Here is a 13,692-nt window from a genome sequence, read left to right as displayed (position 1 = left end):
GCTCCCATGCCGCCCCAGCTAGTGGAATTCAGGCGAAATCGCCAACTGGACAACTAGGCTGACAGAGGGGGCAGTACTGCCGGATGAACTTCACCAGCAGGGCCAGAATGGCCCAGCTGTGGCGGCTGTCGCTTCGGTTGCTGGTGCGCAGGTAGCTCACCAACAGGTGACGGCCGCAGAACACGTACAGCGGGAAGTAACAATGGTGATCGTAGTAGGCGTTAAAGAACTTGCCGGGCTGGTCGCCATGCACTGGAATGTCAGTGCCATCGAAGTCCAGCACAATTTCCTTGGGTGGAGTCTCGTGCTGTTCGATGAAGTGATGCCACAGCAGTTCGTGGGCCTTGACCACCGCCTGCCGGTCCACGCGCTGTTCCATGCGGCACAAGGTCGATTTGCCCGCCAGAATGGCATCTTCACCGGTCGCGGTCTGAAGTGCCTGGTCAGCGCGTAACGTTTCGTGATCGTTCAGATCTTCGTATCCGGCGGCTACGCCAAAGACCCGTTGCCGGATCATGGTTTGAAGCTTGTGGCGAACCAGCACCGGATTACGGGTATCGTCCAGCACCGTAGCCAGGCGCTGAGTGAGCTGGTGTTGTTTGTCGACTTCGCGAAGTAGGAGCAATCCGGCATCGGAGGTGATGTGGCCACCGGAGAAATCGGCTTCAATTTGACGGCGAGAGAGTGGCGAGAAGGTCAGTTTTTCAGGTACCATTTTGGATAGCGGCTTTTGGTGCTTGGTGAACGGTGTAAGGTCCTGAAACTATAGCACTTTCAGCCGCTTTCTTTTATCCCCTCATGAGAAATCCGGGCTAAACTCTACACTCCACCAAGTAAAATCCCCCGTTGGCAAGATACTAACGAGGGAAAAATGTCGCTTTATATTCGGGATAAGACTTTAGTCTATCCAAACATTTTCATATACGGCACGTCAGAAAACATACTGCACCATTCCTTGTAAGCGAACTGCATCACCCTCCTCGCCACTTTGTGTTCTACGACTGTGATAACCGGCCTCAACGCCATAGTTGATACGCTTAGCAGGTGACCAAATATAATTTAGGTAGATGCTTTCCGCTCTGTCGGTCGCTAGCGAAGACATTGCACCCTGGCCAACTGCATCATCCAAGTCCACCGTTGCAATTCCATAGGCAACATTCACGTTTCCGGTACCAACCGAAATCGTCATACCAACAGTGCCGCCAACACCCTTAATTCCCTCTACAGAGCCGCTAGCGTCAATGAATCCGGCACCACTAGGTGACCCGTAAAGATAGCCCCCCAATCCATCACCATGAGTAAATGCGCCCCTAAGGGTAAATCTATCCGTCACCTTTGAAGCAGCCTCAAAATTCACCCCCCAGCCCAGAATACTTTCATCGCTATTACTAGCAGAATTGTAATATGCGATCTCTCTTAAAACGGTGGAGACGCCATAACTAATAGCGCCATAACGATCTTCATACCGAAGAGTTAAATCGGGATATCCATTCTTTAACTCATCATCAGTACTGGGGCTATTAGTCATATCAACATTGCTTCCGATGTTGCCGGGGTCCTCCAATGCTATTGATAGTCCACCGCTCGTATATCGCAACTGTGCTTGGCGTGTAATGTTCCCCTGTCCAAACTGAGCAGTGAAATCAACAACCGGCGTAAAACCCAGGAAACCTCCAAAATTCGTCCATGTTTGCCCTGCAAGAACTCCATTCCATTCACCATATGCATGTCGCAGTCGGAACTGACCGCCTCCACCTCCGTAAAAATCGCCCTCGATAGTTGTGTTGAGCGTGCTTCCGGCGACGGGAGTGGAAGTCTTAAACCCTAATCGACTTTCAAAGGCGTGAAGATTAGCATGCCCCTCCGCCCCCTCCTGACTGTCGAGGGAAATTAGACGGTGGGTAACAGTAGGTCCAATATACCCGTCAACGTCATAAATCATGTCGAGCTTCGCATATCCATAAATGCTAGCCTTCATATCAGCCACATCTAGTTCAAAGGCAGATACCGAACATGTAGAAAGCATAGTAATTGCTGCAAGGGCGCTTAGTTTATAGGTATTGTTTTTTTTATAGCTCATTAATTGTTTCCTTTTTTAAATTATTGAAACCTACTTGCATCTCAAACTTAATTTGTGATGCTAAAACAATCGTAATGCACCCCTCTGATTGGCTCCCCTCTCAAAAGTGGGGGGGGGCTTGATGCATATATTCGACTTTCAACGTATATGTCTAACATTTAGAAAATCTAGATCCGTACATTAATTTTTAGGGCACCAAAATTTAATGCCCACTGCCGGAATAAATCGAATACTCACGAATTTAATTTCAACTTCAGAATATCAGTAGAACTGAGATAACGTCTTTTAGTCACGTAGCTTTTTCTTATAGAAATACTGTCTTTATGGATTTTTGCAGGAATCTAAAAATTTCGTTATTTAGAATGACTAGTAGCTCAATTCGCCAAAATAAAACCAGCCACATCCTGTTTAAATCACCCCAAGTTCTTTTTTATGAATTTTTGGATTTCACCCACAATACCGCTGCGGAACGCCAGAACGGTTAGCACAAAGGTGCCACCCAGGATGGGGTCTACCCAGTCACGTAGCGGGCCCTGCGACAACAGATACTCTATGTTCACCACAAAGGTGGCGCCCACCACCGGTCCGAGCAGCGTGCCCATACCTCCAACCAGTGTCATCAGAATAACTTCGCCCGACATATGCCAATGGGCATCGTTCAGTGACGCCAGCTGGAACACCACGGATTTCATGGAGCCGGCCAGACCCGCCAGCGCGGCGGAGATCACAAAGGCCAGGATCTTGTAGCGATCCACGTTGTAACCCAGCGAGACCGCCCGAGGTTCGTTCTGCTTGATGGCTTTCAGGATCTGCCCGTACGGACTGCCGACAATGCGCTGCACCAGCAGGTAACAGGCGATAAACACCACCAGCACGAAGTAGTACATGTTGAGGTTGTCTTCGAGGTTAATCAGACCAAACAGCTCGCCCCGGGGGATGCCGTGCATGCCGTCTTCGCCGCCGGTGAATTCCGACTGCACAAAGAAGAAAAACACCAGCTGTGCCAACGCCAGGGTCACCATGGCAAAGTATATGCCTTGCCGGCGGATCGACAGTAACGCAAAGGCCAGCCCCAACAGGGTGGCCATGGCGGTACCGGCAATAATCCCCATCTCCGTGGTCAGGCCGGAGAAATTACTGAGCAGGTAGCCCGTGGTGTAGCCTCCGGTGGCCAGGAAGGCGGCATGGCCGAAGGACAGCAAACCGGTAAACCCGAACAGCAGGTTAAAGGCCACCGCAAACAAGGCAAAACACAGGATCTTCATCAGGAAGACCGGGTACATCACGAAGGGCGCGGCCAGCAGCAACAGCAGCAGAACGCCGTTCACCATCAATTTCTTGCGGTCCTGGATCTTTTGCTGCTCGACAATGGCTTTGTGGATATCGGCAGGATTAACAGGCTGGTTCATGATTATGCCTCCTTACCGAACAGGCCAGTGGGTCGGATCATCAGCACCACCACCATCACCAGGAAGATAACGGCCGAGGACGCCGGCGGGTAAAAGGTTTTGGTGAGGCCTTCGATCACGCCCATCAGGATGCCCGTGATAATGGCCCCGCCAATGGAGCCCATGCCCCCGATCACCACCACCGCAAAGACCACGATGAGAATGTTGGACCCCATCACCGGAGTTATCGAATAAATGGGTGCCGCCAGCACACCGGCGAATGCCGCCAGCATGACGCCGAATCCGTAGGTCAGGCTCACCAGCAAGGGTGCGTTAATGCCGAAGCCCTGCATCAGCTGCGAGTCTTCTGTGCCCGCCCTCAAGTAGGAACCCAGCTTGGTTTTCTCGATGATGAACCAGGTGCCGAAACACACCAGCAGGGCCACCACGATCACCCAGGCCCGGTAGTACGGCAGGAACATGAAACCCAAGTTGATGCCCCCTTTGAACATATCCGGCATGGAATAGCGCAACCCGGACACTCCGTAGATGTTGGTGAGGACGCCCTGGATGATCAGGGCCGCCCCGAAGGTGAGCAGCAGGCTGTAGATGTGATCCTGACCAGCAATGCGCCGGAGCAGGAAGTATTCAATCAACAAGCCGAAAGCGCCAACCAGGACCGGGGCCACAAACAGAGCTACCCAGTAATTGACGCTCAGCAGGTCAAACAGAACCACGGTGACCAGGGCACCGAGCATATACATGGCGCCATGGGCGAAGTTGATGATTTTCAACAGACCGAAGATAACCGCAAGGCCGAGGCTTAACAGGGCGTAAAAGGCACCGTTAATAATCCCGATCATGAGCTGGCCGGACAGCACAGCAAGAGGAACGCCGAACACCATTGACATGCAACGGACTCCAAATCAGCTAATAAAAATGTATAGTCAAAAGTTATTCGAACCGACCGGCAAGGGCTCTTCAAACTCAATATTCAAGAGCCCATGTCGAAAAATTACCTGTTGTCGGTGACTAGAGGACAAACACTATTTGAAAGGGGACGGAACGCTTCCTCGGCAGGGATTGTGCGGACAATCTTATATAGATCCCATTCCCCTTGGGATTCCTCCGGGGTCTTAACCTGAGCCAAATACATATCATAGACCATACGACCGTCCTGACGAATCCTTCCGTTAGTTGCGAACATGTCGTTGATGGGGGTATTAATCATCTGAGTGCGAACGATCTGAGAGTCGTCGGAGCCCGTAGCTTCGACAGCATTAAGATAATGTATTGTGCTGGAGTAGATACCGGCATGGACCATTGTCGGACGCACACCTGTTTTTTCAAAGAATCGGTCTGCCCAAGCGCGAGCTTCCGGATTCATATCCCAATACCAACCTGTTGTGAGTTGGATCCCCTGAGCAGTCTCAACTCCAAGCGAGTGCACTTCTGTAAGAAAGAGCAGCAATGCTGCGAGTTTCTGGCCGGATTGAGTCAAGCCAAATTCGCCAGCGGTATTGATAGCGTTAATCGCGTCAGCTCCGGTGTTGGCTAGAGCGACCACATCTGCTCCTGAGGCCTGGGCTTGAAGGATGAATGAAGAAAAGTCTGGTGTAGGAAACGGATGGCGAAGGGTCTTTATAACTTCACCTCCACTCGCCTCGACAACACTTGAAACCGCCGCTTCAAGTTCATGGCCTCCACTATAGTCGACAGTCAAAATGAACCATGACTCTCCTCCTTCCTCTACGACAGCACGGGCAGTTCCAACAGCTAACGGATATGTATCGTATACATAATGAATATGGTTCGGAGAGCAATGCTCATTCGTGATACTTGATGCGATTGAGCCCGACACGATGCCTAACTTATTATTCTCTTTTATAACTTCAATGGCCGCTAGAGATACAGAAGAGGCTACAAATCCCGCTACCATATCCACGTCTTCATTCTCTAACCACCGGCGCACTGTGCTTGAAGCCACGTCGGGGCTATTACGATCATCAGCGCTAACGATTTGGATATCAGCCATGCCAACCTTGCCGCCGAAATCATCCACCGCCATCTCCAGTGCAGCAAGGCCATTTGGCCCAACCAAATCTCGGTAGGTACCGGACATATCAGCGAGATAGCCAATTTTCACAATATCGTCAGAAATTTCTGCTTGCGCATCGCTAACGATCACTGCGGACAAAATCATCGCCAAGAAAGACTTTTTCATATTTATCATTTTTATATCTCCAACTAGGTCGCTCATTGTATTGTGGTTCAAAACTAGTGAGTTACTGCACGTCAATATTCCAAACTTCTTTTCCTATTGTTGGCTTTCGCTATACACAGAGATAATGATCCAGCAATGTCCTTTTAGAACTCAGCTCGTGTGAGTTAATCTCTTCCACAATCTGGCCGTACTCCAAAACGTAATGGCGATCTGCGAGGGACGCTGCAAAGTGAAAGTTCTGCTCAGCTAGAACGATTGTCAGGCCCTTTTTCTTCAAGGCCACCAACACCTCACCCAACGTTTCCACGATGACAGGCGCCAGACCCTCGGTAATTTCGTCGAGCAACAGCATATTGGCACCGGTGCGCAGGATGCGCGCCATGGCCAGCATCTGCTGCTCACCGCCAGAGAGCTTCGTCCCCTGACTGAATCGGCGTTCGTAGAGGTTGGGGAACATGGTGTAGATTTCTTCCAGGCTCATGCCGCCGCTGCGCACCACCGGTGGCAGGGTCAGGTTTTCCTGGACGTTGAGTGACGAAAAAATGCCCCGATGTTCGGGGCAATACCCGACACCCAACCTGGCAATATGATGGGGAGCGCAGGACATGGTCTCCTCCCCGTTGATCATGATGGAGCCGGTGCGGCGGCCCACCATGTTCATGATCGCTTTGAGGGTCGTGGTGCGGCCGGCGCCATTGCGCCCCAGCAGGGTTACCAGTTCACCCCGGTGCACCACCATGTCGATGCCATGCAGGATATGGGACTCGCCGTAGAAGGCGTGCAGTCCGGAAACCCGCAGCTGTTCGTATTCCTTGTCCGGTCCGTGACTCATTGGGCGGCCTCCGCACTGGCGGGATTGGTCTCGGTCGCGCCTCGCTCGCCACTACCGTCGGATCCCATGTAAACCTCGCGCACACGGGGATCGGCAGACACGGTTTCGTAGTCGCCTTCAGTCAGAACGGCCCCCTGGGCCAGCACGGTGATGCGGTCACACAGTTTGCTGACCACGCTCAGGTTATGCTCCACCATCAGCACGGTACGGCCCTTGGCCGCGCTGCGCACCAGTTCCACCACGCGATCCACATCCTCGCTGCCCATACCCTGGGTGGGTTCGTCGAGCAGCAGGATTTCCGGCTCCATCGCCAGCGTGGTCGCCAGCTCCAATGCCCGTTTGCGGCCGTAGGCCAGCTCCACGGTGGTGGTATTGGCAAAACTGGTCAGTCCCACCGCATCCAGCAATTCCATAGCGCGCTCATTGAGCTTGTTCAGACGGGCTCCGGATTGCCAGAAGCTGAAAGAGTTGCCCTCGAACGTCTGCAATGCGACGCGGATATTCTCGAGGGCAGTCATGTGCGGGAACACAGCGGAAATCTGGAAGGACCGAACCACACCCCTACGGGCGATGGCGGCGGATTTCAGAGAGGTGATGTCCTCTCCCTTATAAAGGATCTGCCCCCTGGTCGGGATCAGGAACTTGGTCAGGAGATTGAAAACCGTGGTCTTGCCGGCACCGTTAGGGCCAATTAAGGCATGAATATCGCCCTGCCGAATTTGTAGATCGACATGATCAACGGCCTGAAATCCCCTAAACGTCTTTACGAGGCCTCGGGTTTGCAATATATATGGATTACTCATTTCTTGCCTACTATTTTTGTTTTTGAACCTTGTCCAAAGTATCTTCATAAATCATATGACACCCCCCCCAAAAGAAGGGGCCGGGTAAAGATTTTCCAATGGCCATCTACTTTGCCCACTCTTCAGCGTCAATCTTGTAGCTTTCTGCCTCAGTCGATAGTTTCGCCTCCCAACACAAGAAGTGTGAGTGGTGTATCGTCCTGTCGATGATCAGCACCTCCACGTTGTCGTCGTGGAAGAACTCGCCCCAACTGATGAGGTTCTTGGTGGTGGTCAGGATGATCGACCGGTATTCGTAAAGGCTATCGATCAACTGGAGCAGGCTGTAGCGGGCCTGCTGGGTTGACCTGCCCACACCCGACGGGCTGATGAACACCAGGTTTTCCGTTCGTCGAGGAACTGCTAATCCAGCAAGGAAAGTAGCTGGCTCTGTGGCCTGGGGGCTACAGCCACTCCGAGGCGGGTGGGTTCTACCCCGTTACTGCGGACATTCCTAAAAAGAGGCACACTGTGCCAAAGGAGTGTTCATGTCCAGACGCAGAAAATATAGCCAAGAGTTCAAACGCGAAGCCATCGCTTTAACCCGTCAGCCCGGTGTGAGCTGTCGCCAGATTGCCCTGGAGGTTGGTATTAATCCCAACCTGCTGTCTCGGGGGCGCAGAGAAGCGGATGAGGAGACAGACATGGCCTTCAAGGGCTCTGCTTCTCCCAGAGACGAGGAGGTCGCCCGTCTCAAGCGAGAACTGGCCCGTGTGAAGAAGGAGCGTGATTTTTTGTGCGAAGCGGCAGTGTTCTTCGCAAAGGAGTCGTCCTGAGGTATCAGGCGATTCAACGTTGTCGCAGTCATTTCCCAATACGTATTATGTGCCCACGCAGGAAGGAAAGCTCTTTCTGTGCGTGGTTCTCGACCTATACAGCAAGCTGATCGTTGGTTGGCCCATGCATTACCGGCAGGATCGGCATATGGTGATCAGAGCCGTTGAGATGGCCGTTTGGCAGCGCCAGGGGAAAGTCCCGGTGGTATTGCATTCAGATCGAGGCAGTCAATTTACCAGTGGTGACTACCAGCGATATCTTGGTAGCAACCGTTTGGTAAGCAGCATGAGTGCGGTCGGTCATTGTGGCGATAATGCTGCCTGCGAGGGATTCTTCGGGATGCTCAAGCGGGAGCGAATTCACCACCGGCATTACCGCACTCAGAACGAAGCGCGAGCTGATGTATTCGACTACATTGAGCGGTTCCATAATCCCAGGATGCGACGTAGAGTTGCCGTTCAGGATCGGAAGTTGTCAGCCGTTTTAAAACCGTCCGTGGAAATGGGGTAGAACCCCTCTGACCTTTCGCGTCTAAGATTCTGGAGCCTGTAAATAAATCTGTGTAACTGCCCATCCCATTACAGGTGGCCGTCCAGGCGGTCACCGAATTCGATAATAAAGCGATTCAGCGCAGGCTTCCAATCCCTGATTGGCATGGTCCATTTCTTTGATGCTTGCTGGATCGCCAGGAAGGCCACTTTCAGGGCCGAGTCATCACTTGGGAACAGCTTCCGGCGCTTGGTCGCTTTGCGGATCACGCTGTTCAGCGACTCAATGGCATTGGTGGTGTAGATCACTTTCCGGATCGCCGGCGGGTACTCGAAGATGGTGATCAGGTTATCCCAGTGGCTTTGCCAGGAACGAGAGATCTGTGGGTATTGGCTGTCCCAGCGCTCTCCAAAGGCCTCCAGTGCCTGCCGGGCTTCATGTTCCGTGGCGGACTGATAGATCTGCTTCAGGTCCGCAGTAACCGCCCTGTAGTCCTTCCAGGACACGTAGCGCAGCGAGTTACGAACCATATGCACGATGCATAGCTGCACTTTGGTTTGCGGGTACTCAGCGGCAATAGCATCCGGGAAGCCCTTGAGGCCATCCACGCAGGCGATCAGGATGTCCTCCAGACCCCGATTCTTGAGCTCTGTCAGTACCGACAGCCAGAACTTCGCACCTTCAGTTTCGGCAAGCCACAGGCCCAGCAGCTCCTTCTGGCCTTCCATGTTGATGCCCAGGGCCAGATATAGGGACTTGTTGATCACTCTCTTGTCCTGACGAATTTTCAGAACGATGCAGTCCAGATAGACGATGGGGTAGATCGGATCAACAGGGCGATTCTGCCACTCATGAACCTGATCGATCACACGCTCCGTCACCTTGGAAACCAGTGTTGCCGAGATGTCCGCGTCGTACATCTCTTTGAAGGCATCTACGATGTCTCGTGTGCTCAATCCCTTGGCATACAATGCCAAGATTTGATCATCCATCTGGGTCAGCCGAGACTGACCCTTACGGACGAACTGAGGCTCAAATGAGCCTTCCCGATCACGGGGAGACTGGATGGAAACTTCCCCGTGCTGGCCCTTCAGGCGCTTGGCAGAATAGCCATTGCGACTGTTGCCAGTGCCACGACCTTCAGGAGCGTGCTTCTCGTATCCGAGGTGCTCATCCAGTTCAGCATTGAGTGCGGTCTCGACGGTCAGCTTGACTAGTTGCTGCGTGAGGGCTCCGAGATCTTTTTCGGACTTGATGTCCTTGGCCAGCTCGGCGGCCATGGCTTTGAGTTTTTCTTGGTCCAATTGTGTACCCACGGTAAGCGTCCGGCCATCACACCTTGTCAGATATAGTCGGCTTCCAGTTGTGGGGCAATAGCTCGTCGATGGCGTTGTTCTTCTGCGTCGGCAGGCGGGTCAGCACATCTTTTAGATAGGCATAGGGATCATGACCGTTCAGCTTGGCAGACTGGATCAGGGTCATCACCGCAGCCGCACGTTGACCACTGCGCAGTGACCCGGCGAACAGCCAGTTGGAACGGCCCAGCGCCCAGGGCCGGATCTGGTTTTCCACCCAGTTGTTGTCTATGGGCACAGCGCCATCGTCGAGGTAGCGCGTCAGCGCTGCCCAGCGTTTGAGGCTGTAATCCAGGGCTTTGGCCGTGCCGGAGCCATCCGGCACTTTCTGACGATGCGCCTGCATCCATTGCTGTAGTGCATCGGCAAGCGGTTTGGCTTTGGTTTGTCGGATTTCCAGCCGCTTATCCGGCGGCAGGTCTTTGGTTTCCCGTTCGATCTCGTAGAGGCCGCCGATGTATTCCAGAGCCTTCGCAGCCAGCTCGCTCTTGTTGGCCTCGTGCAGGTCGTAGAACTTGCGTCGGGCGTGTGCCATACAGCCGATTTCGGTGATGCCGTTGCCGAACCCGGCCTCGTAGCCGGCGTAATCGTCACAGACCAGCTTGCCCTGCCAGTCACCCAGGAAGGTGCGGGCGTGTTCACCCGCCCGGCTTGGGGCGAAGTCGTAAACGGTGGCTTTCAGGTCCGAGAACGGTGTGGTGCAGTAAGCCCAGACGTAGGCCTTATGGGTTTTCTTCTTACCCGGAGCCAACATGCTGACCGGCGCTTCATCGGCGTGCAGAACGTTGTGTTCCAGCAAGGCGTTTCTCAACGCATCTGCCAGGGGCTGCAACTGCACACCGCAGGCACCGACCCATTCGGCGAGTGTGGAACGGGGTATTTCCAGGCCGGCACGGCCGAAGATGCGTTCCTGACGGTACAGTGGCAGGTGGTCCGCGTACTTGGCCACCAACACCTGAGCCAGCAGGCCGGCGGTGGGGATGCCCTTGTCGATCACCTGCGGTGGTACCGGTGCCTGGATCAAGGTCTCGCACTGCTCGCAGGCCCACTTGCCCCGGATGTGCCGCTCCACGGTGAACTCGCCCGGGACGTAATCCAGCTTTTCGCTCACGTCCTCGCCAATACGCTTGAGCTGGCAGCCGCAATGGCACTGGGTATTGTCCGGTTCATGGTGGATCAGGGTACGGGGCAGCTCCGGTGGCAGCGGGGTGCGCTTAGGCTTCTGCTTGGGTCGAGCGGCCTTCTGCTCCTCAGTCATCGCCTGGTCCAGCTCGGCTTCGATGGCGGCCAGGTCACTGTCGATCAGCTCGTCCAGGAGCTTGCCCTGAACGGCATCGAGTTGCTCACTGCGGCGGGCGAACTTGTGACGTTTGAGGATGGCGACTTCGTGGGTCAGCTTCTCGATGATGGCATTGCGGCGCACCAACTCCCGCTCCTTCCGGCCCAAGGCTTGATCCTTGGCGTCCAGAGAGTCCATCAGTTCCGTCGCCAGAGCGCGGAGCTGATCGGCTGAGAGTTGGTTGATATCGGGGCGCTGAGTCATGCCGCCTAGTATGCCAAGTCCCTGTTCGGCAGGCGATTCGCGGTTCTGGCTATAGCGGCATCACAGCACTTGTGATTACAGGATGCAGATGACGCCCTCCGCGCCAATGCGCTGCCAGGGCAGGCCCTGAACCAAGGCAGACAACTGTTCCTCGGTCAGGCGCAGTTGGTCACCACGCCAGGTTTCGCCCCAGTGGAACTTACCCCGGTTCAGCCGGCGGGCGCACAACCAGATGCCCAGGCCATCATGGATCAGCACCTTCATCCGATTGCCTCGCTTGTTGGCGAACAGGTAGGCGCAATGGGGTTTAGCCGAACCGAATACCTGAATAACCCGCGCCAGGGCCTTGTCGGGTCCGGCCCGCATATCCAGCGGTTCGGTGGCCAGCCAGATCTCATCAATGCGGATCATCCCAACAGATCCCGAAGCAAAGCCGCACACTGATGGGCTTGCTCCGCAGGCCACTCCACCACAACCGCACCACCGGCGCGGGGAATCTTGATGCGGATGGTGCTACATTGATTCGAGACTGACAGGGTGTCCGGCACAGGCGCTACGGCTGGCAGACGGACCGGAACGAATCCAGGTGCTTCCGGAGTATTAGCCGCTCTTCGCGCTTCGCTCATCCAGCGCCGGACCATGTTGGCGTTGAGACCGTTATCCAGCGAAATCCGGGAAACAGACGCCCCGGGCTTCAAACATTCGGCGACGATACGAGCCTTCAGCTCTTTAGAGTAACGACGACGTTTTTGGTAGGGCTTGGTTACGCTTATGTTGGTCATGTTAAGTGTCCACTTAAAAATAAGTGGACACTATCCTGACGGCCGCAGCGCCTGGCTCAAGATGGGTTTACCGGACGGTTACTACCCACGATGGTATCCTTTTGAAAAGATTACTCAGTCGTGGGCAGTTACACAATTTGGTTTACAGGCTCAGATTCTGATATCAATCAGAGAGATTGGATTTGTTATACAAACCTAGCGGTCCCAAAATATTGTCATTGTGCTCACCCAAATCAGGTATACTACCAACCACCTGCTTAGTGAGACTAAACTTAGGTGCGGGTGCAGGCTGCAGCACTCCGTCGATACGAATGAAGCTTTCACGCGCCTGATTATGAGGATGATTTGCAGCCTCAGAAAGATTCAAAATCGGAGCGAAACAAGCGTCTGTTCCCTCCAAAAGCGAACAACATTCAGCCTGCGTACGGGAGCCAAAATACGCTGACATCTTCTTCTTCGCTATCTGCCAGCAACTCTTATCGTATTGGTCTACAAAGTCTGGATCATCGCTAAAACCACAAATAGAAATTAGCTTTTGGTAAAAATTAGGCTCTAATGCTTGAACGGTAATAAAGCGATCATCGGCACACCGATAAGTGCTGCACCACGGAGCCGCACCACTGAAAAAGTCATTACGGTCGCCATCACTAATGACTCCTTGTTCCCTCAAACTGGCCAGAAGCATCATGTTATAAATTACACCATCAGAAATAGCCGCATCAATCACTTGACCTTGGCCAGTTTTATTGACATGAAACAGTGCAGATAGGATACCGAGCGCCAAAGACATGCTCCCTCCCCCCACATCACCCTGCAAAGTTGGCGTCGGGAACGGAATATCCCCTGGCAAACCGCCGTAAAAAAGAGCTCCTGTGATGGCAGAAAAGTTCAGGTCATGACCGGCCGAAGGCGCTAGCGGTCCCGTCTGTCCCCATCCAGTCATCCGACCGTAGATTAGTTTTGGATTTTTTTCGAGGCATACCTCTGGTCCAATCCCCAATCTCTCCATAACGCCAGGGCGGAAACCCTCCACGAGCACATCAGCCTTTGCAACTAAACTCAAAGCAGCCTCAACATCACTACATTTGCTGAGGTTTAGTGTGATTGACTTCTTACCTCGTTTAAAAAATGCAGCCTTTCCCATCAAAGTGGGATCAACTGTTGCAGCGTTTGAATTCATCACTTTGCGTTCAATTAGCACAACTTGGGCTCCCAAGTCAGCTAACAGCATACCCACTATCGGTGCTGGACCAATCCCTGCAAACTCTACAACTTTGACTCCCTCAAGAGGCCCCATAAAAACTCCTAATATTCCGAGATGCTTTCGATCGAAATGGCATTTAATTCAGCAGTATTACTTTACTCTCGCGACCCAAAATA

12 protein-coding genes and 3 pseudogenes are annotated in these 13,692 nt (G+C 53.4%); 2 read left to right on the top strand and 13 right to left on the bottom strand.

From position 1 onward, the window contains the following. Positions 1-67: 67 nt before the first annotated feature. The 8 genes and pseudogenes from RVM24_RS18505 to RVM24_RS18470 form a co-directional block, all read right to left on the bottom strand. Positions 68-715 (bottom strand): annotated as a pseudogene (locus RVM24_RS18505) (IS1380-like element ISMaq4 family transposase); the annotation flags it as partial. Between the two features lie 216 nt (positions 716-931). Further along, entirely contained in the window at positions 932-2,080 is a 1,149-nt protein-coding gene (locus tag RVM24_RS18500) for a DcaP family trimeric outer membrane transporter (protein WP_094626148.1), read from the bottom strand. 413 nt (positions 2,081-2,493) lie between these two features. Further along, positions 2,494-3,489, bottom strand: coding sequence for a branched-chain amino acid ABC transporter permease (locus tag RVM24_RS18495; protein WP_058091422.1), 996 nt, complete (start codon positions 3,487-3,489; stop codon positions 2,494-2,496). Positions 3,490-3,491: 2 nt separating this feature from the next. Beyond that, positions 3,492-4,379 (bottom strand): branched-chain amino acid ABC transporter permease, encoded by an 888-nt coding sequence (locus RVM24_RS18490; protein WP_094626147.1) that lies wholly within the window; start codon positions 4,377-4,379, stop codon positions 3,492-3,494. Between the two features lie 104 nt (positions 4,380-4,483). Continuing rightward, positions 4,484-5,701: an ABC transporter substrate-binding protein gene (locus RVM24_RS18485; protein WP_058091424.1), complete on the bottom strand. Its 1,218-nt coding sequence runs from the start codon at positions 5,699-5,701 to the stop codon at positions 4,484-4,486. Between the two features lie 100 nt (positions 5,702-5,801). Next, positions 5,802-6,524, bottom strand: a complete 723-nt coding sequence (locus RVM24_RS18480) for an ABC transporter ATP-binding protein (protein ID WP_094626146.1) — start codon at positions 6,522-6,524, stop codon at positions 5,802-5,804. Then, positions 6,521-7,327 (bottom strand): ABC transporter ATP-binding protein, encoded by an 807-nt coding sequence (locus RVM24_RS18475; protein ID WP_094626145.1) that lies wholly within the window; start codon positions 7,325-7,327, stop codon positions 6,521-6,523. The genes RVM24_RS18480 and RVM24_RS18475 overlap by 4 nt, the downstream gene beginning before the upstream one ends. A gap of 106 nt (positions 7,328-7,433) precedes the next feature. Beyond that, positions 7,434-7,703 carry an ATP-binding protein gene (locus RVM24_RS18470; protein ID WP_286920790.1) on the bottom strand — a complete coding sequence of 90 codons (270 nt, stop codon included), beginning with the start codon at positions 7,701-7,703 and terminating at the stop codon, positions 7,434-7,436. A gap of 151 nt (positions 7,704-7,854) precedes the next feature. On the opposite strand from RVM24_RS18470, the pseudogene RVM24_RS18465 reads away from it, so the two are divergent. Both RVM24_RS18465 and RVM24_RS18460 read left to right on the top strand, forming a co-directional pair. Beyond that, positions 7,855-8,195: pseudogene (locus RVM24_RS18465) on the top strand (transposase); the annotation flags it as partial. 2 nt (positions 8,196-8,197) lie between these two features. Continuing rightward, positions 8,198-8,653 (top strand): annotated as a pseudogene (locus RVM24_RS18460) (DDE-type integrase/transposase/recombinase); the annotation flags it as partial. A gap of 68 nt (positions 8,654-8,721) precedes the next feature. Here RVM24_RS18460 and RVM24_RS18455 read toward each other — a convergent pair. From RVM24_RS18455 to RVM24_RS18435, 5 genes are all read right to left on the bottom strand, one after another. After that, positions 8,722-9,936 carry an IS256 family transposase gene (locus RVM24_RS18455; RefSeq protein ID WP_094626143.1) on the bottom strand — a complete coding sequence of 405 codons (1,215 nt, stop codon included), beginning with the start codon at positions 9,934-9,936 and terminating at the stop codon, positions 8,722-8,724. Between the two features lie 28 nt (positions 9,937-9,964). Next, complete coding sequence (gene tnpC, locus RVM24_RS18450; protein WP_431474547.1) at positions 9,965-11,530, bottom strand: IS66 family transposase; 1,566 nt, start codon at positions 11,528-11,530, stop codon at positions 9,965-9,967. A 75-nt stretch (positions 11,531-11,605) separates the two neighbouring features. Further along, complete coding sequence (gene tnpB / locus RVM24_RS18445; RefSeq protein ID WP_022990718.1) at positions 11,606-11,941, bottom strand: IS66 family insertion sequence element accessory protein TnpB; 336 nt, start codon at positions 11,939-11,941, stop codon at positions 11,606-11,608. Beyond that, complete coding sequence (tnpA, locus tag RVM24_RS18440; protein WP_431474546.1) at positions 11,938-12,312, bottom strand: IS66-like element accessory protein TnpA; 375 nt, start codon at positions 12,310-12,312, stop codon at positions 11,938-11,940. Before tnpA ends, tnpB begins: the two co-directional genes overlap by 4 nt. Positions 12,313-12,475: 163 nt before the next feature. Then, positions 12,476-13,609: a CaiB/BaiF CoA transferase family protein gene (locus RVM24_RS18435; protein WP_094626085.1), complete on the bottom strand. Its 1,134-nt coding sequence runs from the start codon at positions 13,607-13,609 to the stop codon at positions 12,476-12,478. Positions 13,610-13,692 lie beyond the last annotated feature (83 nt).

It is taken from the genome of Marinobacter sp. KM021 (genome assembly GCF_050707965.1).
Classification (GTDB): Bacteria; Pseudomonadota; Gammaproteobacteria; order Pseudomonadales; family Oleiphilaceae; genus Marinobacter; species Marinobacter shengliensis.
The sequence above is the reverse complement of the archived record's forward strand: the minus strand, read 5'-3'. Positions and strand labels throughout refer to the sequence as shown.

Coding starts and splice junctions, on each gene's coding strand:
- RVM24_RS18500 (WP_094626148.1), bottom strand. CDS start 2,080: ATGAGCTATAAAAAAAACAATACCTATAAACTAAGCGCCCTTGCAGCA.
- RVM24_RS18495 (WP_058091422.1), bottom strand. CDS start 3,489: ATGAACCAGCCTGTTAATCCTGCCGATATCCACAAAGCCATTGTCGAG.
- RVM24_RS18490 (WP_094626147.1), bottom strand. CDS start 4,379: ATGTCAATGGTGTTCGGCGTTCCTCTTGCTGTGCTGTCCGGCCAGCTC.
- RVM24_RS18485 (WP_058091424.1), bottom strand. CDS start 5,701: ATGATAAATATGAAAAAGTCTTTCTTGGCGATGATTTTGTCCGCAGTG.
- RVM24_RS18480 (WP_094626146.1), bottom strand. CDS start 6,524: ATGAGTCACGGACCGGACAAGGAATACGAACAGCTGCGGGTTTCCGGA.
- RVM24_RS18475 (WP_094626145.1), bottom strand. CDS start 7,327: ATGAGTAATCCATATATATTGCAAACCCGAGGCCTCGTAAAGACGTTT.
- tnpC (WP_431474547.1), bottom strand. CDS start 11,530: ATGACTCAGCGCCCCGATATCAACCAACTCTCAGCCGATCAGCTCCGC.
- tnpB (WP_022990718.1), bottom strand. CDS start 11,941: ATGATCCGCATTGATGAGATCTGGCTGGCCACCGAACCGCTGGATATG.
- tnpA (WP_431474546.1), bottom strand. CDS start 12,312: ATGACCAACATAAGCGTAACCAAGCCCTACCAAAAACGTCGTCGTTAC.
- RVM24_RS18435 (WP_094626085.1), bottom strand. CDS start 13,609: ATGGGGCCTCTTGAGGGAGTCAAAGTTGTAGAGTTTGCAGGGATTGGT.